This is a genomic window from Micromonospora sp. NPDC048040 (assembly GCF_055587185.1).
On the sequence record NZ_JBVJGT010000010.1, the window covers coordinates 73,385 to 93,273 of the forward strand.

Annotated in this window: 16 protein-coding genes; 8 read left to right on the top strand and 8 right to left on the bottom strand. The window is 71.7% G+C overall.

Annotated elements, in window-relative coordinates; all coding sequences use genetic code 11:
* Positions 1–130: 130 nt before the first annotated feature.
* Both ACZ6O2_RS13340 and ACZ6O2_RS13345 read right to left on the bottom strand, forming a co-directional pair.
* Positions 131–1,210: an inositol-3-phosphate synthase gene (locus tag ACZ6O2_RS13340; protein ID WP_466023003.1), complete on the bottom strand. Its 1,080-nt coding sequence runs from the start codon at positions 1,208–1,210 to the stop codon at positions 131–133.
* Positions 1,211–1,233: 23 nt separating this feature from the next.
* Positions 1,234–1,872 (bottom strand): PadR family transcriptional regulator, encoded by a 639-nt coding sequence (locus ACZ6O2_RS13345; RefSeq protein WP_350677787.1) that lies wholly within the window; start codon positions 1,870–1,872, stop codon positions 1,234–1,236.
* Between the two features lie 175 nt (positions 1,873–2,047).
* On the opposite strand from ACZ6O2_RS13345, the gene ACZ6O2_RS13350 reads away from it, so the two are divergent.
* The 3 genes from ACZ6O2_RS13350 (at position 2,048) to ACZ6O2_RS13360 (ending at position 7,195) form a co-directional block, all read left to right on the top strand.
* Positions 2,048–2,515 (top strand): DUF5318 domain-containing protein, encoded by a 468-nt coding sequence (locus tag ACZ6O2_RS13350; RefSeq protein ID WP_350702483.1) that lies wholly within the window; start codon positions 2,048–2,050, stop codon positions 2,513–2,515.
* A 196-nt stretch (positions 2,516–2,711) separates the two neighbouring features.
* Positions 2,712–5,570, top strand: coding sequence for a transglycosylase domain-containing protein (locus ACZ6O2_RS13355; protein ID WP_466023004.1), 2,859 nt, complete (start codon positions 2,712–2,714; stop codon positions 5,568–5,570).
* A gap of 119 nt (positions 5,571–5,689) precedes the next feature.
* On the top strand, positions 5,690–7,195 hold the full coding sequence (locus ACZ6O2_RS13360; RefSeq protein WP_466023005.1) for a glycosyltransferase family 87 protein: 1,506 nt from the start codon (positions 5,690–5,692) through the stop codon (positions 7,193–7,195).
* Positions 7,196–7,250: 55 nt separating this feature from the next.
* On the opposite strand, the gene ACZ6O2_RS13365 is transcribed toward ACZ6O2_RS13360, so the two are convergent.
* Complete coding sequence (locus ACZ6O2_RS13365) at positions 7,251–9,623, bottom strand: hypothetical protein (protein WP_466023006.1); 2,373 nt, start codon at positions 9,621–9,623, stop codon at positions 7,251–7,253.
* Positions 9,620–10,411 (bottom strand): deoxyribonuclease IV, encoded by a 792-nt coding sequence (locus ACZ6O2_RS13370; RefSeq protein ID WP_466023007.1) that lies wholly within the window; start codon positions 10,409–10,411, stop codon positions 9,620–9,622. The genes ACZ6O2_RS13365 and ACZ6O2_RS13370 overlap by 4 nt, the downstream gene beginning before the upstream one ends.
* Before the next feature lie 636 nt (positions 10,412–11,047).
* On the opposite strand from ACZ6O2_RS13370, the gene rpsF reads away from it, so the two are divergent.
* From rpsF to dnaB, 5 genes are all read left to right on the top strand, one after another.
* On the top strand, positions 11,048–11,338 hold the full coding sequence (gene rpsF / locus ACZ6O2_RS13375; protein WP_076468436.1) for a 30S ribosomal protein S6: 291 nt from the start codon (positions 11,048–11,050) through the stop codon (positions 11,336–11,338).
* Between the two features lie 79 nt (positions 11,339–11,417).
* A complete protein-coding gene (locus tag ACZ6O2_RS13380; protein WP_176731587.1) occupies positions 11,418–11,945 on the top strand; it encodes a single-stranded DNA-binding protein in 528 nt (175 codons plus the stop codon).
* 41 nt (positions 11,946–11,986) lie between these two features.
* Positions 11,987–12,226, top strand: coding sequence for a 30S ribosomal protein S18 (rpsR, locus tag ACZ6O2_RS13385; RefSeq protein WP_007073789.1), 240 nt, complete (start codon positions 11,987–11,989; stop codon positions 12,224–12,226).
* Between the two features lie 14 nt (positions 12,227–12,240).
* Positions 12,241–12,687, top strand: coding sequence for a 50S ribosomal protein L9 (gene rplI, locus ACZ6O2_RS13390; protein ID WP_350702491.1), 447 nt, complete (start codon positions 12,241–12,243; stop codon positions 12,685–12,687).
* Positions 12,688–13,781: 1,094 nt separating this feature from the next.
* On the top strand, positions 13,782–16,607 hold the full coding sequence (dnaB, locus tag ACZ6O2_RS13395) for a replicative DNA helicase (protein ID WP_466023008.1): 2,826 nt from the start codon (positions 13,782–13,784) through the stop codon (positions 16,605–16,607).
* Positions 16,608–16,622: 15 nt separating this feature from the next.
* On the opposite strand, the gene ACZ6O2_RS13400 is transcribed toward dnaB, so the two are convergent.
* From ACZ6O2_RS13400 to ACZ6O2_RS13415, 4 genes are all read right to left on the bottom strand, one after another.
* A complete protein-coding gene (locus tag ACZ6O2_RS13400) occupies positions 16,623–17,303 on the bottom strand; it encodes a maleylpyruvate isomerase N-terminal domain-containing protein (RefSeq protein WP_466023009.1) in 681 nt (226 codons plus the stop codon).
* Positions 17,304–17,420: 117 nt separating this feature from the next.
* Positions 17,421–17,852 carry a TFIIB-type zinc ribbon-containing protein gene (locus ACZ6O2_RS13405; protein ID WP_466023010.1) on the bottom strand — a complete coding sequence of 144 codons (432 nt, stop codon included), beginning with the start codon at positions 17,850–17,852 and terminating at the stop codon, positions 17,421–17,423.
* Between the two features lie 22 nt (positions 17,853–17,874).
* On the bottom strand, positions 17,875–18,510 hold the full coding sequence (locus ACZ6O2_RS13410) for a phosphoribosyltransferase (protein ID WP_350702499.1): 636 nt from the start codon (positions 18,508–18,510) through the stop codon (positions 17,875–17,877).
* A gap of 9 nt (positions 18,511–18,519) precedes the next feature.
* The gene (locus tag ACZ6O2_RS13415) at positions 18,520–19,821 is read right to left on the bottom strand and encodes a glycosyltransferase 87 family protein (protein WP_466023011.1); all 1,302 of its coding nucleotides are present in this window, start codon (positions 19,819–19,821) and stop codon (positions 18,520–18,522) included.
* Positions 19,822–19,889 lie beyond the last annotated feature (68 nt).

Sequence of the window (19,889 nt, forward strand, 5' to 3'; positions counted from 1 at the left end):
CCGCGCGTCGCCGATCGCTCGACCCCGTGTGACGTCGGTGGTCGTCGCGCGTACGACGGTGGGAGAGCCGGACACGGCGAAGGCCGGGTCCGTGTGGACCCGGCCTTCGGTGGTGCTGGTGGTCGGCGCGTCAGCGCTCGACCTCACTGGCGATGAACGCCTCGACGGCGGCGTGCGCGTCGTGGTCGGCGTACTGCACCGGCGGGGACTTCATGAAGTACGACGAGGCCGACAGGATCGGGCCGCCGATCTTCCGGTCCAGCGCGATCTTCGCGGCGCGGACGGCGTCGATGATCACGCCGGCCGAGTTCGGCGAGTCCCACACCTCGAGCTTGAGCTCGGCGTTGAGCGGGGTGTCGCCGAAGGAGCGACCCTCCAGACGGATGTACGCCCACTTGCGGTCGTCGAGCCACGGCACGTGGTCCGACGGGCCGATGTGCACGTCGCTCTTGCTCATCTCGTGCGGGATCTGGGACGTGACCGACTGGGTCTTCGAGATCTTCTTCGAGACCAGCCGGTTGCGCTCCAGCATGTTCATGAAGTCCATGTTGCCGCCGAAGTTGAGCTGGTACGTGCGCAGCAGCTCGACCCCGCGGTCCTCGAAGAGCTTCGCCAGCGCGCGGTGCACGATGGTGGCGCCGACCTGGCTCTTGATGTCGTCACCGACGATCGGCAGGCCCGCGTCCTCGAACTTCTTCGCCCACTCGGGGTCGGAGGCGATGAAGACCGGCAGGGCGTTCACGAACGCGCAGCCGGCGTCGATCGCGGCCTGCGCGTAGAACTTGTCGGCCTGCTCGGAGCCGACCGGCAGGTAGGAGACGACGACGTCGACCTGCGCGTCGCGCAGCGCCTGCGCCACGTCGACCGGCTCGGCGTCGGACTCCTCGACGATCTCGCGGTAGTACTGGCCCAGACCGTCGAAGGTCGGGCCGCGCTGCACGGTCACGCCGGTCGGCGGCACGTCGCAGAGCTTGATGGTGTTGTTCTCGCTGGCGACGATCGCCTCGGCGAGGTCCATGCCCACCTTCTTGGCGTCCACGTCGAACGCCGCGACGAACTGCACGTCCGAGACGTGGTAGTCGCCGAAGGTGACGTGCATGAGACCCGGGACGCGGTCGTTCGGGTCGGCGTTCCGGTAGTACTCCACGCCCTGCACGAGGGACGAGGCGCAGTTACCCACACCGACGATGGCGACGCGGACGGAGCCCATAGCGTCTGCCTCCTTCTTCTTCATCACGGCCGCTCTTTCCTGGACTCTCCAGGCGGAGGCGGGCTGTTGTCTTCTCGTCGGCCGCCGGCCGTCCCGGTTTCCGGGACCGTCGGGGCACGGCCGGAGCGCTCGTTGGCGATGAGCTCCTCCAGCCAGCGGACCTCGCGCTCACAGGCGTCCAAGCCATGGCGCTGCAGTTCCAGCGTGTACGCGTCGAGGCGTTCGGCCGCGCGGCCGAGCACGTCGCGAAGCCCCTCGCGACGCTCCTCGATCTTTCGCCGGCGACCCTCCAGGATGCGGAGTCGGGTCGCCTGGTCGGTCCGGGCGAAGAACGCGAAGTGCACGCCGAAGCCCGTGTCGTCGTACGTCTCGGGCCCGGCCTGTGCGATCAGTTGGGCGAAGCGTTCCTTGCCCTCCGCGGTGATTTTGTAGACCACCCGACCTCGTCGGCTGGTCAGCGCGGGAACCTCCTCGGCGGTGGCGGGTGTCTCGGCGGCCTCGGTGATCCACCCCGCCGCCTGCAACCGACGCAGGGTCGGGTAGAGCGAGCCGTAGCTGATCGCCGCCCGGATCGCCCCGAGCTTGGCGGTCAGCTCCTTGCGCAGCTCGTAGCCGTGCATCGGAGACTCCTGCAGGAGGCCGAGGATGGCGAGCTCGAGCACGGGCCATCCTCTCTGTACCCTCTACGCGGAGTGGTAACCGCCGCGATGTATCGGACCGATACATCGCACGCTAGCGGATCACCGTGATCAGGGCAAACCCCCGTTTGCGGGGTTCTGTGGTCACGCATCGTCACCGTGGTCGCCCCGTCCGGCCGGACCGCGTACCCTCTTCCGCATGCGTACGCAGCGCCAGGTGGTGGACTACTCGCTTCGGAAGCGAGCGGTGCTGCGTGAGCTCCTCGCCGGTCGGGTCGGCACGTACGACGTCTGCGACGCGTCGCCGTACCTGAAGAACGCCGCCCGCTACCACGGCGAACCGACGGACGAGCGGTGCCCGATCTGCCGGAGCGAGAACCTGACGCGCGTCCACTACATTTACGGCGACGAACTCAAGCAGTCCGCCGGCCAGGCCCGGACGCTGGCCGAGTTGCCCGTGCTGGCGATGACGCTGCGTGAGTTCCAGGTCTTCGTGGTGGAGGTGTGCCTCGGCTGTGACTGGAACCATCTCGTCGAGCAGTACCTGCTCGGCCGGGACGGGCTGGCCGAGGGCGCCGAGGGCGGGCCGGAGCAGGACGCGGTGGGCGGCGCGGCCGCCTCGGGCACCGGTGCCGTCGGTCGACGGAGGCGAGAGGCGCAACGGTGATCCTGGCTCGATCGGCCGACCCCGGCCAGCACGCGCGCGCCCGGGGTGACCGACGACTCGTTGGTCTGATTGGCCCGATTGATTCACAACTGACACCGGTCGACCGGCACGCTTGTGCCACACCGGCGGGTGTCCCATCTCACGGCAAACCGGTGGCGGCGCGGTTGCGCCCCACCGCGACGGCAGGGTGTGAGGAATGAACTCGTACGGCGATCCCAGTTCCCCGCGCGGGCGGGCCCATATTCCGGGCCGGCACGGCGACCTCGGCGGTGACGCCCGCGGGGGCGGTTGGTCTGCTGCACAGGAGGGTACGGCACCCGGTCGCGCCTCGGTCGCGCCCCGGGGTGCCGCCGGGGGGCGGGCCTCGGTCGGCGGCTCGGCGTCCGTGCCGCCGCGCGGTCCGGCCGCCGGCTCGGCTTCGGTGGGCTCCGCCTCCGCCGGTCGTGCCGGCGCCGGCCGGGCCTCCGTCCCGGTCTCCCCGGCACCGGGCGCGGGCCGGGCGGGAGCGGGCCGCGCATCGGTGCCGGTCTCCCCGGCGGCCGGCGGATCGGCCGGCCGCGCCACAGTGGGCGCCGCGGCCGTCGGCGCCGCCTCGGCCGGGCGGGCCAGCGTCGGATCGGCGTCCGTCGGCCGGGCGTCGGCGCGGGCGAGCGTCTCCCCGGTCTCGGGTGGCCCCGGCGGGCCGACCGGCCCCGGCCGTGGCGGTCGCGGCGCGGGCGACCCGGCCAAGGCGGCGCGGGCGAAGAAGCGCAAGCGGGTGAACCTGCTGATCGCCGCGTTCGCGGTCGTCATCATGCTCGCGGGCCTCGGCGTGGTGGGCTTCACCTACTACTCGACCACCGTCGTGCTCCCCGAGGACACCACGCCGCCGCAGGCGACCACCCTCTACGCGTTCGACAACAAGACGGTCATCGCGAAGGTCGGCACGCAGAACCGGACCCTGGTCACCATCGATCAGATCCCGAAGCATGTGCAGGACGCGGTCGTGGCGATCGAGGACCGGAACTTCTACAAGCACTCGGGTGTGGACTACAAGGGCATCGCCCGCGCCGCGTGGAACAACCTCACCGGCGGCCACAAGCAGGGCGCCTCGACCATCACCCAGCAGTACGCCCGCAACGCGTACGACAACCTGAAGGACGACACCTACGCCCGGAAGGTCAAGGAGGCGATCTTCGCCTCCAAGTTGAACGACGAGTACACCAAGCCCCAGATCATGCAGCACTACCTGAACATCATCTACCTCGGGCGGGGCGCGCACGGCATCGAGGCGGCGGCGCAGACCTACTTCGGCAAGCCGGCGAAGGACCTGAGCGTCGCCGAGGGGGCGGTCCTCGCCGCGCTGATCAAGCAGCCCGAGGCCGGCGCGGGCCACAAGGGCTACGACCCGGCGTTCAATCCGACCGAGGCCAAGTCCCGCTGGGACGACGTGATCCGCGCCATGATCGAAGAGGGCATGCTGAACGCCCCGGGCAAGCCGGCGGCGCCGACCGAGTACCCAACGGTGAAGAAGCCGAACCAGGGTGGCGCCGGTCTCGACTACGGCGTCAACACCCCGTACGGCAACGTGATCAACTACGTCAAGCAGGAGATGCGGGACCAGGGGCTCTGCGTCGACGACGAGACCCAGGTCACCGATGAGAAGAAGCTCTGCTCGCAGGCGCTGATGTCCGGCGGCTACCGGATCCGTACCACGATCGACACGAAGATCCAGAAGGCGGCGGTCGAGACGGCCCAGCGCAAGACCAAGGGCTCCGAGCTCGCCGGCCAGCCGAAGAACCTGATGGCGGCGGTGGTGGCCATCAACCCGGACAACGGCCGGGTGCTCGCCTACTACGGCGGCGACAACGGCACCGGCACCGACTACGCCGGCAAGAACACCGACGCCAACGGCAACGTCACCGGCGGTCACTCGCCGGGCTCCAGTTTCAAGATCTACACCCTGGCCGCGGCACTCCGGGAGCAGAAGGCTCTGGAGTCGCGCTGGAAGGGCCGGGCGTTCACCCCGGAGGGCACCGAGTTCAAGGTCAGCAACGCGGGCGTCGACAACCCGAAGTGCGGCGACTCCTGCACCCTGAAGGAATCCACGCTGAAGTCGCTCAACGTGCCCTTCTACCACGTGACCCAGGAGATCGGGCCGGACAAGGTCATCAAGACGGCCGCCGACGCCGGCGTCACCACCATGTGGCGGACGGACACCAACCCGGCGAAGGCGTACGACCTGACCAAGACCGATCCGAAGAAGATCGCGCCAAGCCCGTTCTTCCACGTGGTCGGCTACGGCCAGTACCCGGTCACCGTCCTCGACCACGCCAACGGCGTCGCCACCTTCGCCAACGAGGGGGTCTACAACAAGGCCCACTTCCTCTACTCGGTGGAGGAGCGGGACGAGGTAACCGGTAAGTGGAAGAAGGTCGGCGGGGAGAAGCTCACCCCGAAGCAGCGCATCGAGAAGGACGTCGTGGCCGACGTGACCTCGGTGCTGGAGCAGTACCCGGCGCAGGTCAACCACCGGTTGGAGAACGACCGTAAGGCGGCCTCCAAGACCGGCACCTGGGAGCAGAAGCCGGACAGCCCGGAGAACGGCGACGCCTGGATGATCGGTTACACGCCCCAGATCGCCACCGCGGTCTGGGTCGGCAACCTGCAGAACCGACTGCCGCTCAAGCTGAAGGACGGCCGTCGGGTAAGCGGTTCCAACCTTCCCGGTGACATCTGGGAGCGGTTCATGGAAGAGGCGCACAAGACCTCGGACAACTATCGGGAGAAGAAGGACTTCCCGCCAGCGGCGAACATCGGCGACCCCAACTCCGGCAACGGCGAGACGCCCCCGCCGATCCAGCCGACCCAGCCGCCCTGCGATCCGACCGGCCTGTTCCCCTGCCCGGGCGGCAACAACGGCGGCAACAACGGCGGCAACAACGGTGGCAACAACGGCGGTGGCAACAACCCCACGCCGACCGAACCCACCGACCCGACCGGTCCGCGGCCGGGTGGCGGGGGCGGCGGTGACGGGCTGCTCCCGAGCCTCACACCCCGACCCGACGACGACTGAGCCCACGAACGCCGCCGGCGGCCGGACGACCTGTCCGGCCGCCGGCGGCGTTTCCGCGTACCGACGTGTCGGGTGCTGAAGGGGACGCGGAGGCCGGTCGTACGGCAGGATGCACCCTCATGAGCACGCAGCCGACGCGAGGCATCGACGACGCCGGTGCCGCCGACCATCCGTCCCGGTCCGACGGCTTCGTCCGGGGCGTCTCCGGCGTCATCGGCGGCCCGTTGGGCGACCACGCCGTCGCGCTCGAGCGACCCGCCGGGCGGGAGAGCCGGTTCTGGACGGCGGCCAGGATCGTCCTGGCCCTGGTCTGCCTGACGCTGGCGCTGCACTGGGTGCAAAAGTCGCCCTGCCAGGACGGCGCCTGGCAGAACAACGTGCAGTACACCCGGTTCTGCTACACCGACGTGCTGGCGCTCTACTACGCCGAGCGGCTCAACGAGGGCGCGGTGCCCTACCGGGACCACCCCGTCGAGTACCCGGTGCTCACCGGCTACTTCATGGGCGCGCTCGGCCTGCCCGTGCACGCCCTCGGCGAGAACGACCCGGGGATCAACCAGGGCCAGTGGTTCTACAACCTGAACGCGCTGGTGCTCGGCGCGCTGGCGGTCGCCACGGTGGCGGTGATCCTCGCCCTGCGCCGCCGACGACCCTGGGACGCCGCGCTCTTCGCGCTCGCCCCCGCGCTGATGCTCACCGCCACCGTCAACTGGGACCTCCTCGCGATCGGGCTGGCCGCGTTCGGCCTGTTCGCCTGGGCCCGCAGCCGGCCCCTGCTCGCCGGCGTCCTGCTCGGCCTCGCCGGGGCGGCCAAGATGTGGCCGCTGTTCGTCCTCGGCCCGATCCTGGTGCTGGCGCTGCGCGCCGGGCGGCTCCGCGCCGCCCTCACCGCCCTCGGCGCGGCCCTGGTGTCCCTGGTCGCCGTGAACCTGCCGGTCGCCGTCCCGTACCGGGAGAACTGGGACCGCTTCTTCGAGCTGAACTCGACCCGGCCGATCGACTGGGGCACCCTCTGGTACATCGGGCGCTACCTGGACGGAAAGGTCGGTAGCGCCAACCCCGCCGACCTCGGGCCCTTCGAGTGGCTGAACGTCAACATCCCGGCGCTGAACGCCCTGTCGTACGCCCTCTTCGGGCTGGCCTGCCTCGGGGTGGCCGCGCTGGGGCTGCTGGCGCCGCGCCGCCCACGGCTCGCCCAGCTCGCGTTCCTGGTGGTCGCCGCGTTCCTGATCTTCAGCAAGGTGTGGTCGCAGCAGTTCGTGCTCTGGCTGCTGCCGCTGGTGGTGCTGGCCCGCCCCAGGTGGGGCGCCTTCCTGGCCTGGCAGGTGGCCGAGGTCTGCTACTTCGCGGCCTTCTACGGGGAACTGCTCGGCGCGTCGACCGGCAAGCCGGTCTTCCCGGAGGGCGTCTTCGTGCTGGCGGCCACGCTACGCCTGACCACCGTGGTGGTGCTCTGCGTGCTGGTCGTGCGGGAGATCCTGCGGCCGGAACTCGACCCGGTGCGCGCCACGTACGCCGACGACCCGGACGGTGGTCTCCTCGACGGCGCGCCGGACGCACCCTGGCTCGACCGCTGGCGGCGCCGGCCCACCGCCCCCGCCGAGCCGGCACCCCTCCCGGCGTGACCCGTCCCGCCGGCCACCCCGAAGCGACACCTCGGGGCGGCCGGCGGCACGCGGGTCAGAGCCGGTAGACCACCACCTGGCCGATCTCCTCGCGGGTGATGCCCAGGCCGTCGACCGGCGCGTCGACCGTGACCTCCCACGGCGTGCCGGCGATCTGGTCGCGCATCAGCAGCACGTTGCGGACGCCGAGGATGCGCAGGTAGTCGACGCTGGTCTGATCCGGGAAGGAGAGCGTCACCCGGCGCACCTCGTCGAGCTGGTGCGGGGTGAAGCCGCTGCCTCCGTTGACCACGTCCTGGAACCTGGTCGTGGACCAGAGCATCACGGGCTGGTCGAGGTTCTGGCTGCTCGGCAGCACCAGCAGCGGGCCGTCCACGGTCCGCATCGCGGCGGGCTGCTGCGGCACGACCGGGTGCGGCGTGACGTTCAGGCCCTCGGCGATCACCAGCACCAGCGGCAGCAGGGTGGCCAGTCGCAGCCACGGGCCCGGCCAGGAGGGGATCCGCTCGGCGCAGATCTCCCGCACCCGCGTGGCGAACGCGCTGACCGCGCCCGCCGCGAGCAGCCCGAGCAGCAGCGTGGTCCAGAGCATCAGCCGGCCGGGGGTGCGCAGACCGCTCCACCCGGGCAGGTGCTCGAAGAGCGGCACGTAGGTGTACGTGCCGTCGAAGAACCGGGTGCCCATGGCGAGCACCATGGTCACCACCACCCCGGCGAGCAGCAGCAGCCGGTGGCGCAGCTTCCAGACGGAGAAGAAGAGCCCGCCGGCGGCGAGCGCGTAGAGCACGAACCCGGGCAGCAGGGTCATCTCCGGGTGCCAGGGCAGCGCCGCCCGCGCGCCCTCGTGCAGCTCGCCCCAGACACGCGACTCGGCAGGCGCGGTGAAGAAGCCGCTCGCCGGCGGGGAGAAGATGCCGATGTCGCCGACCGTCCGCTCCGCCTGCGGGTGCTGCTCCTTCACGGTGAAGTACGGAACCGCCAACAGCGCGCCGACACCGGCGAAGAGCAGCCCGCCGACCAGGTCCGCGGCCAGCAGCCGGCGCCCGAACGGGCGCTTCACGGCCCAGAACCAGGTTCGCCGGACGTACCAGGTCACGGCGGCGACGACCACCGTGCCGCCGAGGAAGTACGCGAACGGCAGCCCGATGCCGAAGCCCAGGCTGAGCTGCCAGGCGGCCACCAGCCAGCCGGTGTAGACCCAGCCGTCGTGCCGGCGCTCCGGGCGGTAGCCGTGGCGGAACGAGTAGCCGTGCCCTCGCGCCAGCATGGCCAGCGCCAGCGGGATGCCGCCGTTGGAGATCACGTGCAGGTGCCCGGCCTGCGCGAGCAGCCAGGGCGCGTAGGCGTAGCCGACCCCGGCCACCGCCCCGCCGATCCGGCCCGCGCCGAGCTGGCGGGCCAGCGCGTACGCCCCGAGCGTGGCGAGCGCGTGGGCCAGCACGAACATGATGTTGTAGCGCAGCACGGCGGCCTCGGGGCCGGTGCCGATCATGCCCGCCGGGGCGTAGCCGAGCAGCGTGTCGGAGAAGGCGAAGCTCCAGTCCTCCGGGAAGAAGGTGTTCGACTGCCAGAGCTGCGCCGGGTTGGTCAGCAGGATGTGCCCGGACCAGGCCATCTGCCACGCCTGCAGGCTCGGGTCCCAGTAGTCCTGCGGGAGGGTGTGCAACGGGTAGCGCAGGGTCGGCCAGGTCATCAGGACGGCCAGCGCCAGCGAGCCGAGCGTCGCGAGCGTCCACTCGTGGATCAGCACGCGACCGACCGCCCGGGCGGCACGCCGTACCCAACTCGGCCGGGGTTCCGGGGCGGACGCGAAGGCGGCCCACCGGTCCGGCTTCCCCGCCTCCTTGCCGCCCTCCTCGGCCTTGCCGCTCTCCTTGCCGTCGCCGTCCTTGTCCGTGCCGGCCTTGCCGTCGCCGGCCTTGTCCGTGCCGGCCTTGGCGGCACCGTCCTCGGCGGCACCGTCCTTGCGGTCCCTGCCGTCGGCGTTTTTGGCCCTGCCGCCCCCGGCGTCGGCCTTGACGTCGCCGTCGGCCTTGACGTCGTCGCTGGTGCCGGCGTCACCGGGCTTGGTTCCGGCGTCGCCGAGCCTGGTCCTGGCGTCTCCGCTGTTCGGGGCGTCGCCGGCCTTGGCGTCGCCGGTGCCGCTGACCGTGCCCGGCCGGTCGTTGTCCCTGCCGCTCGTGCCGCGGGCGTCCCCGGTCGCCGGGTCCTTGTCGCTGGAGCGGGCCGCGGCGGCAGCACCGGCCGTCGGCGCGGTGCCGCCACCCGTGTCGCTGGCCGGGCCGGCCGGGTCGGAAACGTTCCCGCGCGCGGCGTCGGTGGAGGTGGTCGGGCCCGAGGATGGGCTGGCCGGCGCGTCGCTGCCGGAAGCCGCCGACCGGTCGGCGGCGGGATGGGGGCCGCCGGTGGCGGACTGGTCGGTCGTCATCCGGCGGGGCGCTCCGCGCCGAGCCGGTCACGCAGGAAGGTGATGTCGGCGCCCTGACCCTCGACGCCGCCCGGGGTCTCGACGATCACCGGCGCGTCGGCCGCGCGGATCACCGCCACCAGCAGTTCGGGGTCGATCGTCCCGCCGTCGAGGTTGTCGTGCCGGTCCTGCCCGGAGTTGAACGCTCCCTTGGAGTTGTTGGCGTGCACCAGGTCGATCCGTCCGGTGATCGCCTTGACCCGGTCGACCAGACCGAGCAGCTCCTCGCCGCCGGCGTGCGCGTGGCAGGTGTCCAGGCAGAAGCCCACCTCGTAGTCGCCCACGGCGTCCCAGAGCCGGGCCAGCGCGTCGAGCCGCCGGGCGCACGCGTTGTCGCCACCGGCGGTGTTCTCGATCAGGACCGGCAGCTCGAAGCCGCCCGAGTCCGCCGCGTACGCGAAGGTCTTGCGCCAGTTGTCGAACCCGACGGCGAGGTCGTCCCCCGCGTTGACGTGCCCGCCGTGCACGATCAGCCCCTTCGCGCCGATGGCGGCGGCCGCCTGGGCGTGCCCGAGCAGCAGCTTCCGGCTGGGAATCCGGATCCGGTTGTTCAGGGTCGCGACGTTGATGACGTACGGCGCGTGGACGTAGAGGTCGACGTCCGCCGCCCGCAGCCGCTCCGCGTCCTCCCGGGGCTTCGGGGCTTTCCACCCCTGCGGGTCGGAGAGGAAGAACTGTACGGCCCCGGCCTCTCGGGCCGTCGCCTCCGCCAGTGGGTCGGTCGAATCGACGTGGGCTCCGATACGCATGCACGGGAGCCTACGTCGCCGCGCCGACAGCCGGGGCGACGGCGGTGGGGAGTGGGAAAGCGTGCCCGCGTCACCTCCCGGCGTCGGCGGTCGTTGATGCGAGTGGGATCCACGGTTGGTGCTCCCGGGCGAGGTGGCCGCAGGTCGCCCGCCGGGTGGCCGAGCCGCCCGGGAAGCGGGGGCACCCCCGTCGCGCGGCCCGGCGCGACGGGGGTCGACCCCGGAACCGGTACCCGGGCCGGCCGAAAAATTTCGGAGAAATCCGCCATTTACGCCAACAAGGGTCAAGAGCCGTTGTAACGTCAGGTAACAACACGATAAAGCTCCGCGGGGCGTCCCCGGTCCAACCTCATCGGTGTGGTCGTTCCTCCCCAGGTCCCACCCAAGGAATGCGGACGGGACGCCCCGCGGCCTCGTGCACGGGGGCTCGCATCGACAGTGACGTCGAGGCGGGCCCCCGTCGCCTCTGCCCGGCGCGGGTGGACCGACCACCCCGGGCATGATCGTCCGGACCGGGTATCCTGGTCCGGTTGTCCGCGTCCGGCCGGGTCCCCCCGGGACCGGCGTGGGCCACGACGCACGACCTCCTGTCACGGAAGGACCGTGGCCGCTTAGCCCACAGGAGGTGAGCACGTCTTGCGTCATTACGAGATCATGGTGATCCTCGACCCCAGCCTCGAGGAGCGCACCGTCGCCCCGTCGCTCGACACGTACCTGAACGTGATCCGGACCGCGGGTGGCTCGGTGGAGAAGACCGACGTGTGGGGCCGCCGGCGCCTCGCGTACGAGATCAACAAGAAGGCCGAGGGCATCTACGCCGTCATCGACCTGCAGGCGACGCCTGCGGCGGTGGCCGAGCTGGACCGTCAGCTGCGGCTCAACGAGTCCGTGCTGCGCACCAAGGTCATCCGGCCGGAGATGCGCTAAGCATTCAACCCGGTTCACCCGGACCAGCCTCACCGGTGCTGTCAGAGGGCTCTGAGAGCCTGTACGGCAGAACTGATGAGTGCGCGAGGAGATGGTCATGGCAGGAGACACCACCATCACGGTCATCGGCAACCTGACCGATGACCCCGAGTTGCGGTTCACCCCTTCCGGTGCTGCGGTCGCCAAGTTCCGGGTCGCCTCGACGCCCCGGTTCATGGACAAGGCGTCCGGCGAGTGGAAGGACGGCGAGCCGTTGTTCCTCTCGTGCACCGTCTGGCGGCAGGCCGCCGAGCACGTCGCGGAGTCGCTTCAGCGCGGCGCCCGCGTGATCGTGTCCGGCCGGCTGCGTCAGCGGTCCTACGAGACCCGTGAGGGCGAGAAGCGCACCGTCATCGAGCTCGAGGTCGACGAGATCGGCCCGTCGCTGCGCTACGCCACGGCGAAGGTGCAGAAGATGTCCCGCTCCGGCGGCGGTGGCGGCGGCTTCGGTGGCGGTGGTGGCCAGGGCGGCGGAGGCAACTTCGACGACCCCTGGGCCTCGGCCGCTCCGGCACCCTCGCGCGGTGGTTCGGGTGGCGGAAACTTCGACGAGGAGCCCCCGTTCTAATGGCGCCGAGCGCCCGCGATCGCAAACCAGGAGCACGAGCAATGGCCAAGGCCGCTGCACTTCGCAAGCCGAAGAAGAAGGTGAACCCGCTCGACAAGGACGGGATCACCTACATCGATTACAAGGACACCGCGCTGCTGCGCAAGTTCATCTCCGACCGCGGTAAGATCCGCGCTCGGCGGGTGACCGGCGTGACCTCGCAGCAGCAGCGGCAGATCGCCCGTGCGGTCAAGAACGCCCGCGAGATGGCGCTCCTGCCGTACACCGCCACGGCCCGCTGAGAGGAGGCACCGATATGAAGATCATCCTGACTCAGGAGGTGTCCGGCCTCGGTGCCCCGGGCGACATCGTCGAGGTCAAGAACGGCTACGGCCGTAACTACCTGCTGCCGCAGGGCTTCGCGATCGCCTGGACCAAGGGTGCGGAGAAGCAGGTCACGGTCATCAAGCGGGCCCGCTCGGCCCGGGAGATCCGCGACCTCGGCCACGCCAACGAGGTCAAGGACCAGCTCGAGGGCCTCAAGGTCAACCTGAAGGCCCGTGCCGGTGACGGTGGTCGGCTCTTCGGGTCGGTCACCCCGGCCGAGATCGTCGACGCCGTCAAGGCCGCTGGCGGCCCGGCCCTCGACCGTCGTCGGCTGGAGCTGCCCGGTCACATCAAGTCGACCGGCTCCTACCCGGTGCGGATCAAGCTGCACCCCGAGGTGACCGCCAAGTTCGACCTCAACGTCGTCCAGGGCTGACGCCTCACCACAGCACCACGACAGGGCCCGCACCGACCGGTGCGGGCCCTGTTCGCGTTCGACAGGCCGGCCCGGCCGGGTGGTGGCGCGTCAGCCGATCGGCTGCCCGGTGACCGCGCTGATCATGACCGTCGAGAGGCCACCGCAGCGCCGCCGGCACCACGGAGCAGGCGGCGGTGTAGAGCACCGGCCGCCACGCCCCCACCCGGATCGGTATCGAGCAGGTCGTCCTCGACGCGGCGGCTCCGGGCTTCCGCCCCGGCGGCCTCGACCCGACGGCGTACGGCTGCCGGGGTCGACGCCCGCGACGGGGCGACCCGGCTCGGACGCCCGCCGTCGCGGCGCCATGGGCGGTCGGGCGTAGGAGGCCGTCGCCGATCCGCGTGCCTCCCGGTCGTCGGCCCGGCGGCGCCCCCGAGTAGCCCCGCTCCTGCGGTCGGTCGAACGTCCACAGCGGCTCCACCGCCCTGGGCCTGACCTCCGGCGGCAGCGGCAACTGCACTCCCCGGTGTGGTCCGACTCCGGGACCGCGCCGCCCGCCGGGGCCTTCCGCCAGGTCGTCTCGCTGACCCGGCGCCAACTGCTCGTGCTCTCCGTGGTCCGCCAGCCGCCACCGGACCGGCGGCGGTCGAGGTCGTCCTCGTCGTGCCGTCGCTCGCGCGGATCATCCTCTCCGCGTCCCCGGTCCCGGTAACTCACGGCCGGAGCGTCACCCTTCCCCACCGATGGCGCAATCCGCTGTCCAGGTGTAGCCGTTCGCTGGAAGGGGCCCGGGACGTTCGACCGGGCAGTTCGACCGAAAACTTCTCCTCCACAGGGTGGGGATTGAGTTTTCCCAGCTCAGCGGCTTGTCTGGGGGAATTCCCCAGCCGTTTTCCACAGCCTGTGCACACCCTGCGCACATGGTCGTCCACCGGCATCCACAGGTTGTCCCGAGGCTCGTCCACTGCCATGGTTGAGGGGCTGACCTCGGGTTCCGTAAGGTGGGCCCCCCGACCGGCCGTGCGATGACCCCCGATCGACCGGCAGGTCGAGGTTGTCGTACCCCGGCGGTAGAGCTGGCCTTGGATCCGACGCAGTGGAGGGGGGGACCCGTGTCGGTCACCGACGACATGCGGGCGGACCAGCGCACCGGCGGCGGCCAGGCGTCCCCGCCGCCCCAGCGCGACGGTCAGTTCGACAAGACCCCGCCGCAGGACGTCGCTGCCGAGCAGTGCGTCCTCGGCGGCATGCTGCTCTCCAAGGACGCCATCGCCGACGTCGTCGAGATCCTCAAGACCAACGACTTCTACCGGCCGGTGCACGCCACCATCTTCGACACCATCCTGGAGATCTACGGTCGGGGCGAGCCGGCCGACTCGATCACCGTGGCGGCGGCGCTGGCCGACTCCGGCGACCTCGTCCGGATCGGCGGCGCCCCCTACCTGCACACGCTGATCGCCAGCGTGCCGACCGCCGCGAACGCCGCCTACTACGCGCGGATCGTCAGCGAGCGGGCGGTCCTGCGGCGGCTGGTGGAGGCCGGCACCAAGATCGTGCAACTGGGCTACGGCACGGGTCAGGGCGGCAGCCGCGACGTCGACGACATCGTCGACCTCGCCCAGCAGGCGGTCTACGACGTCACCGAGCGCCGCGTCAGCGAGGACTTCGCGGTGCTCGCCGACATGCTCCAGCCGACGCTCGACGAGATCGAGGCGGTGGGTGCCCAGGGTGGCGTGATGACCGGCGTCCCCACCGGCTTCACCGACCTGGACCGGCTGCTCAACGGCCTGCACGCCGGGCAGCTCATCATCGTCGCCGGGCGGCCGGGTCTGGGTAAGGCGCTCGCCCTCGACACGCCGCTGCCAACCCCGGACGGATGGACCACGATGGGCGAGGTCGCCGTGGGCGACCGCCTGCTGGCCGCCGATGGCAGCCCGACCACCGTTACCGCCGCCTTCGAGGTGATGTACGACCGGCCGTGCTACGAGGTTGAATTTTCCGACGGCACGGTGATCGTCGCGGACGCGGAGCACCTGTGGAAGACCACGACCCGGGCGAGCCGAAGCCAGCCTGAGCAGCGAACGCGTCAGTACTGGCCGGAGTCGTCGTTGTCCAGGGTGCGGGCCGCCCAGGCGACGGTCGGTGCCGAATCCCGACGCCTCGTCACCGTGGCGCAGGCCCTGGAACAGGTCGGCCCTGAGTTCCGCAACGTCCTGCACACCGTCGCGCGGGAGGTCGGCGCCGAGGGGCGGGTGAGCCGGCTGGTGACGCGCGCGGGGAAGGCGCAGAACTGGAGCGCACCGGGGTACCCGGCAGGGCCACTGCTGACTGGGCTGCGCGAGCGGGCCGAGCGGCACGTCAATGCCGGTGCCCGGGTGCGGCACGGCGGCGTGGTGACCACTGCCCAGATCGCGGCGACGTTGCGTACCGACACGGCCGACCGGCGGTTGAACCACGCCGTCGAGAACTGCGGTCCCCTGCGACTGCCGGAGCGCGACCTGCTGATCCCGCCCTACACCCTGGGCGCGTGGCTCGGTGACGGGCACACCGGCGCCAGCCGGTTCGCCACCGCTGACGACGAGATGGTGGACCTTGTCGAGCAGGACGGATTCGTGGTGCGGCCCAGCGGCCCGATGCTCTACAGCATCTCTCTGCCGGCGGCGACGCCATCGACCGAGCGGACGTGTGTCAACTGCGGCCGGTCCACCCGGTCACTTCGGGAGAACCCTGCCGTCAAGCGCTGCGCGGACTGCAGGGTCGTGCACGGTTCGTTTCTGGCGCTGCTCCGCCGGCTGGGGGTGGCGACGGACAAGCACATCCCGCAGGAGTACCTTCGGGCCTCCGAGCCCCAGCGCCGCGCGTTGCTGGCGGGCCTGATGGACACCGACGGCACGGTCGCTCCCGCCGGTAACCTCCAGTACACCTCCACCTCCAAGCGGCTCGCCGAGGACGTGTGGGAGCTCGTGGTGAGTCTGGGCTACCGCTGCACTGTCACGGAAAAGGCGGTGCCCGGGCGCAGCCCCGATTCGTCGATCGCGTACACGCTGAACTTCTCCACCCCGGATCCGATCTTCCGGTTGGAGCGGAAGCGCTCGGCTCACGCTGCGAGGCGTCGTACCAGTTCGGACGTGCGGACGAATTCCCGCTTCATCGTGGACGTCCGACCGGTGCCGAGCGTCCCGGTCCGGTGCGTGACGGTGGACAACCCCGAGCACCTCTACCTCGCGGGTCGGGCGATGATCCCGACGCACAACAGCACCGCGAGCATGGACTTTGCCCGAAACGCGGCTATCCGCGCCAACCAGGCATCGGCGATCTTCTCGCTGGAAATGAGCAAGGTCGAGATCGTCATGCGGCTGCTCTCGGCCGAGGCGCGGGTGCCGCTGCACGTCCTGCGCAGCGGTCAGCTCTCCGACGACGACTGGACCAAGCTCGCCCGGTGCATGGGCGAGATCAGCGAGGCGCCGCTCTTCGTCGACGACACGCCGAGCATGAACCTGATGGAGATCCGGGCCAAGGCGCGGCGGCTCAAGCAGCGGCACGACCTCAAGCTGATCGTCGTCGACTACCTCCAGCTGATGACCTCGCCGAAGCGCACCGAGAGCCGGCAGCAGGAGGTCGCGGACCTGTCCCGTGGCCTGAAGCTGCTGGCCAAGGAGGTCGAGTGCCCGGTGATCGCGGTGAGCCAGCTGAACCGTGGCCCGGAGCAGCGCACCGACAAGCGACCCCAATTGTCTGATTTGCGCGAAAGTGGCTCAATTGAGCAAGATGCCGACGTTGTCATCCTGCTGCACCGCGACGACTACTACGACAAGGAATCGCCCCGGGCCGGGGAGGCGGATTTCATCGTCGCCAAGCACCGAAATGGCCCGACCGACACCGTGACGGTGGCCGCCCAGCTGCACCTGTCGCGCTTCGTCGACATGGCGATCGTCTGAGAGCAGCGGCGCGGGTCAGCCCAGCAGCGGAAACCAGCCGGCGACCTCGCCGAGTTCGAGCTGGTCGCGGTCGGTGAGTGGCACCCGGCCGGTCGCCTTGAGCAGGTATTCCGCGTCGCTCCATCCGGCCGGGCGGACGGCGTCGTCGCTGAGCAGGCCGTCCATCGTGGCCACGGCGACCCGCGTGGCGAGCACCCCGGGCAGGGGCGCGTCGGGCAGGTCGAGGACCAGGTCCAGGTGGTGCACGACGGCCTCGGTGGTCAGGGTGGCGAGCAGGTCCGGCACGCGCAGCACGTGCCCCTGCGTGGTGACGCAGGCGCCGGGGTCGGCCGCGCCAGCAGCGCGTACGGCGGCGGGGGCCGTGTCGGTCCAGAGCCGGACGATCCCGCTCGGACGGTCGAAGGCGGCGGCGGAGCGGCGAACCCACCAGGCATGTCGGGCACCGGCTCCGTCCCCGTCGGCCGGGAAGGCGCGCCAGTAGCTCACGCCGTCCACGTCGGGCGGACCCTCGGCGGGGCTGGCGAGCGCGACCAGCGCCCGCTGGGCGTCGCATAGCACGTGGAACAGCAGGTCCGCGACGAGCCAGCCCCGGCACCGGGTGGGCCGTTGCAGGTCGGCGTCGTCGAGGTCGGCCACGACCCGGATGATCCCGTCGTACGCCTGCGCCAGCGCGAAGTGCTGCCCCTGGTGCGTCATGGAGTGCAGCGTCGCACGCCCACCGCCGGCCGGCACGGCGAGCGGCGGTAGGAGGGTGCGGGCGTGGCCACGGGTGACCGGGCCGGTCGAGGCACCGGCCCGGTCGACGGAGTGGGCTCAGCCGAACATCTCGTCCAGGAAGCTCTTGTGCTTCTTGCGCTTGTAGTGCCCGTGGTAGCCGTGGTGCTGGTGGCCGTGCCCGTACGCGGGGGCCGGCGGGTAGCCGTGGGCCGGCGGGGGCGGCGGGGGCGGCGGGACGGCGCCGTAGCCCGGCTGGTGCGGGGCGGGGGCGGGCGGCGGGGGCGGCGGAGGCGCGTAACCGCCCTGCTGGTGGGCGGGCTGGCCGGGGTAGCCGCCCTGCTGGTGGGCGGGCTGCGGCGCGGTCGGCGCGCCCTGCTGGCGGTTCCAGTTGGCCTCCGCCTCGAACAGCTTCTCCAGCTCGCCGCGGTCGAGGAAGATCCCCCGGCACTCGCCGCACTGGTCGATGACGACGCCGCTGCGCTCGTACTGGCGCATTTCTCCGTGGCACTTGGGACAGGTCAGGCTCATTCTCCGACCGTACCCGGTCCGGTCACGCGGTTGCTGTCAGCGTTTCCGTGACTTCGGAATCGGGGACCTCGTGGAAGTCCTCGTAGTAGGCGCTCACCGCCATGAACTCCGGCGGGTGCTGCGCGCAGATGACCTGGTCGGCCTCGGCGGCCAGCATCTCGTACGCCTCCTGCGAGCCGACCGGGACGGCGACCACGACCCGGCGGGCGCCGAGGTGGCGGGCGACCTGGACGGCGGCGCGGGCGGTGGCCCCGGTGGCCAGGCCGTCGTCGACGATGACGGCGGTGCGCCCGGACAGGTCGAGCGGCGGCCGGCCAGCGCGGTAGAGCTGTTCCCGCCGCTCCAGCTCGGCCTGCTCGCGCCGGCGCACCTCGGCGATGTCGTCGGCGCCGAGCCGGCTGGCCACGACGTCGTTGAGCACCTGCACGCCGCCGGGGCCGAGCGCGCCGAAGGCGACCTCGGGTGCCCACGGCATGCCGAGCTTCCGGACGACCAGCACGTCCAGCGGCGCGCCGAGGCGCTCGGCGACCACCCGGGCCACCGGCACGCCGCCGCGCACCAGCCCGAGCACGATGACGTCCGGTTCGCCGATCAGGGCGGTGAGCCGGTCGGCGAGCATCCGGCCCGCCTCTTCGCGGTCGCGGTAGGTGGTGGTCATGCCTCAGGTCTACGCCGTGTCGCCGCCCTTCGCCTGCCAGTTCGGCGAACCGGGGTGCCGCAGCGCGGCGGCCCAGACCAGGAGGGCGAGCGGGTAGAGCAGGTAGCCGAAGCGGGTCGACGGCATCAGCAGGATCGCGGCCAGCAGCCCGTACCCGCAGGTCAGCGCGGCGGCGACGGCGGTGCGGGGCGGGCGGCGGGCGAGCCGGACGGCGATCGCCAGCCCGGCCGCGAGCAGGAGGGCGGCGGCGACCGCGCGGCCGGCGGGCAGCGCGGTGGCGATCAGATGGCCGGGGAACGGCGACTGTGCCGGGCTGGTCACCAGGCCGTGGCCGAGCGGGAAGCGGAGCACGTTCTCGACCAGCGCGTCGCGGTCGACGAGCAGGGCGGGGAGCAGCGCGGCGACGGGGAGGCCGACCGCTCCCGCCGCGACCCGCAGGCCGGCCCGCCGGGTCATCCCCCAGATGATCAGCACGAGGGCGACCGGCCAGGCGAAGAGCTTCAACGCCCCGGCCAGGCCGACGGCGATGCCGGCCCGGCCGGGTCGTCCGGCGGCGACGAGGGCCAGCGCGAGCAGGCAGAGGGCGAGTACGGGCAGGTCGTCGCCGCCGGTGGTGAGGGTGAGCGCGCAGACCGGCAGCACGGTGGCGGCCTGTACGCCCCGGAGCACGGCGGCGCCGGTCGCGTGGTGGCCGGCGGGGCGGTCGACGCGCGTCAGGGTGCGGACCGCCAGGGCCAGCGCCAGTGCGGTGCCGACCGCGAACCAGACGCGGGCGTCGGTCCACCAGGCGTCGACGGCCGCCCTGGGCAGCCCGAACAGGGCCATCCCGGGCTGGTACGGGGTGTAGCCGAGCAACTGCTCGCCGGGCGGCAGGGCGGCGATCGCGTCGTGCCCGAGGTACGGCGTACCGGTGTCGACCAGTCGCCTGCCGGACTCCTCGACGACCAGCACCTCCTCCTGCGCCCGGTCGCCGCGCCCGCCGGCCCGTTCGACGCTCTGCCAGGCCAGCGGCAGCAGGGCGGTGGTGATCCAGGCGAAACCGGTGACCGCCCAGCGGGCCGGCAGGCCGGCCAGCGGCGACCGCGGGTCGCGTCGGCGCAGCACGAGTTGGGCGGTCGCCGCGAGGGCGGCGACGAGGTACCCGACGGCGGCGACGCCGCCCCAGGCCCGGTGCGGGACGAGTGTGGACGTGGCGGCGGTGGTCGCGGCGAACGCCGCCGACACGGCGTACAGGCCGAGGTCGAGGGCGAGGCCACCGGCGGCGGAGTCGAGGGCCCGCCAGCCGCGGCGGTTGGTCGGGGCGGCGGTCACGCGCGCCAGTCTGGCAGACCGGGCCCACGCCACCGCCACGCGTCGACGGTGGGCTGGCGGCCGGCCCC

Coding starts and splice junctions, on each gene's coding strand:
- ACZ6O2_RS13340 (WP_466023003.1), bottom strand. CDS start 1,210: ATGGGCTCCGTCCGCGTCGCCATCGTCGGTGTGGGTAACTGCGCCTCG.
- ACZ6O2_RS13350 (WP_350702483.1), top strand. CDS start 2,048: ATGCGTACGCAGCGCCAGGTGGTGGACTACTCGCTTCGGAAGCGAGCG.
- ACZ6O2_RS13355 (WP_466023004.1), top strand. CDS start 2,712: ATGAACTCGTACGGCGATCCCAGTTCCCCGCGCGGGCGGGCCCATATT.
- ACZ6O2_RS13360 (WP_466023005.1), top strand. CDS start 5,690: ATGAGCACGCAGCCGACGCGAGGCATCGACGACGCCGGTGCCGCCGAC.
- ACZ6O2_RS13365 (WP_466023006.1), bottom strand. CDS start 9,623: ATGACGACCGACCAGTCCGCCACCGGCGGCCCCCATCCCGCCGCCGAC.
- ACZ6O2_RS13370 (WP_466023007.1), bottom strand. CDS start 10,411: ATGCGTATCGGAGCCCACGTCGATTCGACCGACCCACTGGCGGAGGCG.
- rpsR (WP_007073789.1), top strand. CDS start 11,987: ATGGCCAAGGCCGCTGCACTTCGCAAGCCGAAGAAGAAGGTGAACCCG.
- rplI (WP_350702491.1), top strand. CDS start 12,241: ATGAAGATCATCCTGACTCAGGAGGTGTCCGGCCTCGGTGCCCCGGGC.
- ACZ6O2_RS13400 (WP_466023009.1), bottom strand. CDS start 17,303: ATGACGCACCAGGGGCAGCACTTCGCGCTGGCGCAGGCGTACGACGGG.
- ACZ6O2_RS13405 (WP_466023010.1), bottom strand. CDS start 17,852: ATGAGCCTGACCTGTCCCAAGTGCCACGGAGAAATGCGCCAGTACGAG.
- ACZ6O2_RS13410 (WP_350702499.1), bottom strand. CDS start 18,510: ATGACCACCACCTACCGCGACCGCGAAGAGGCGGGCCGGATGCTCGCC.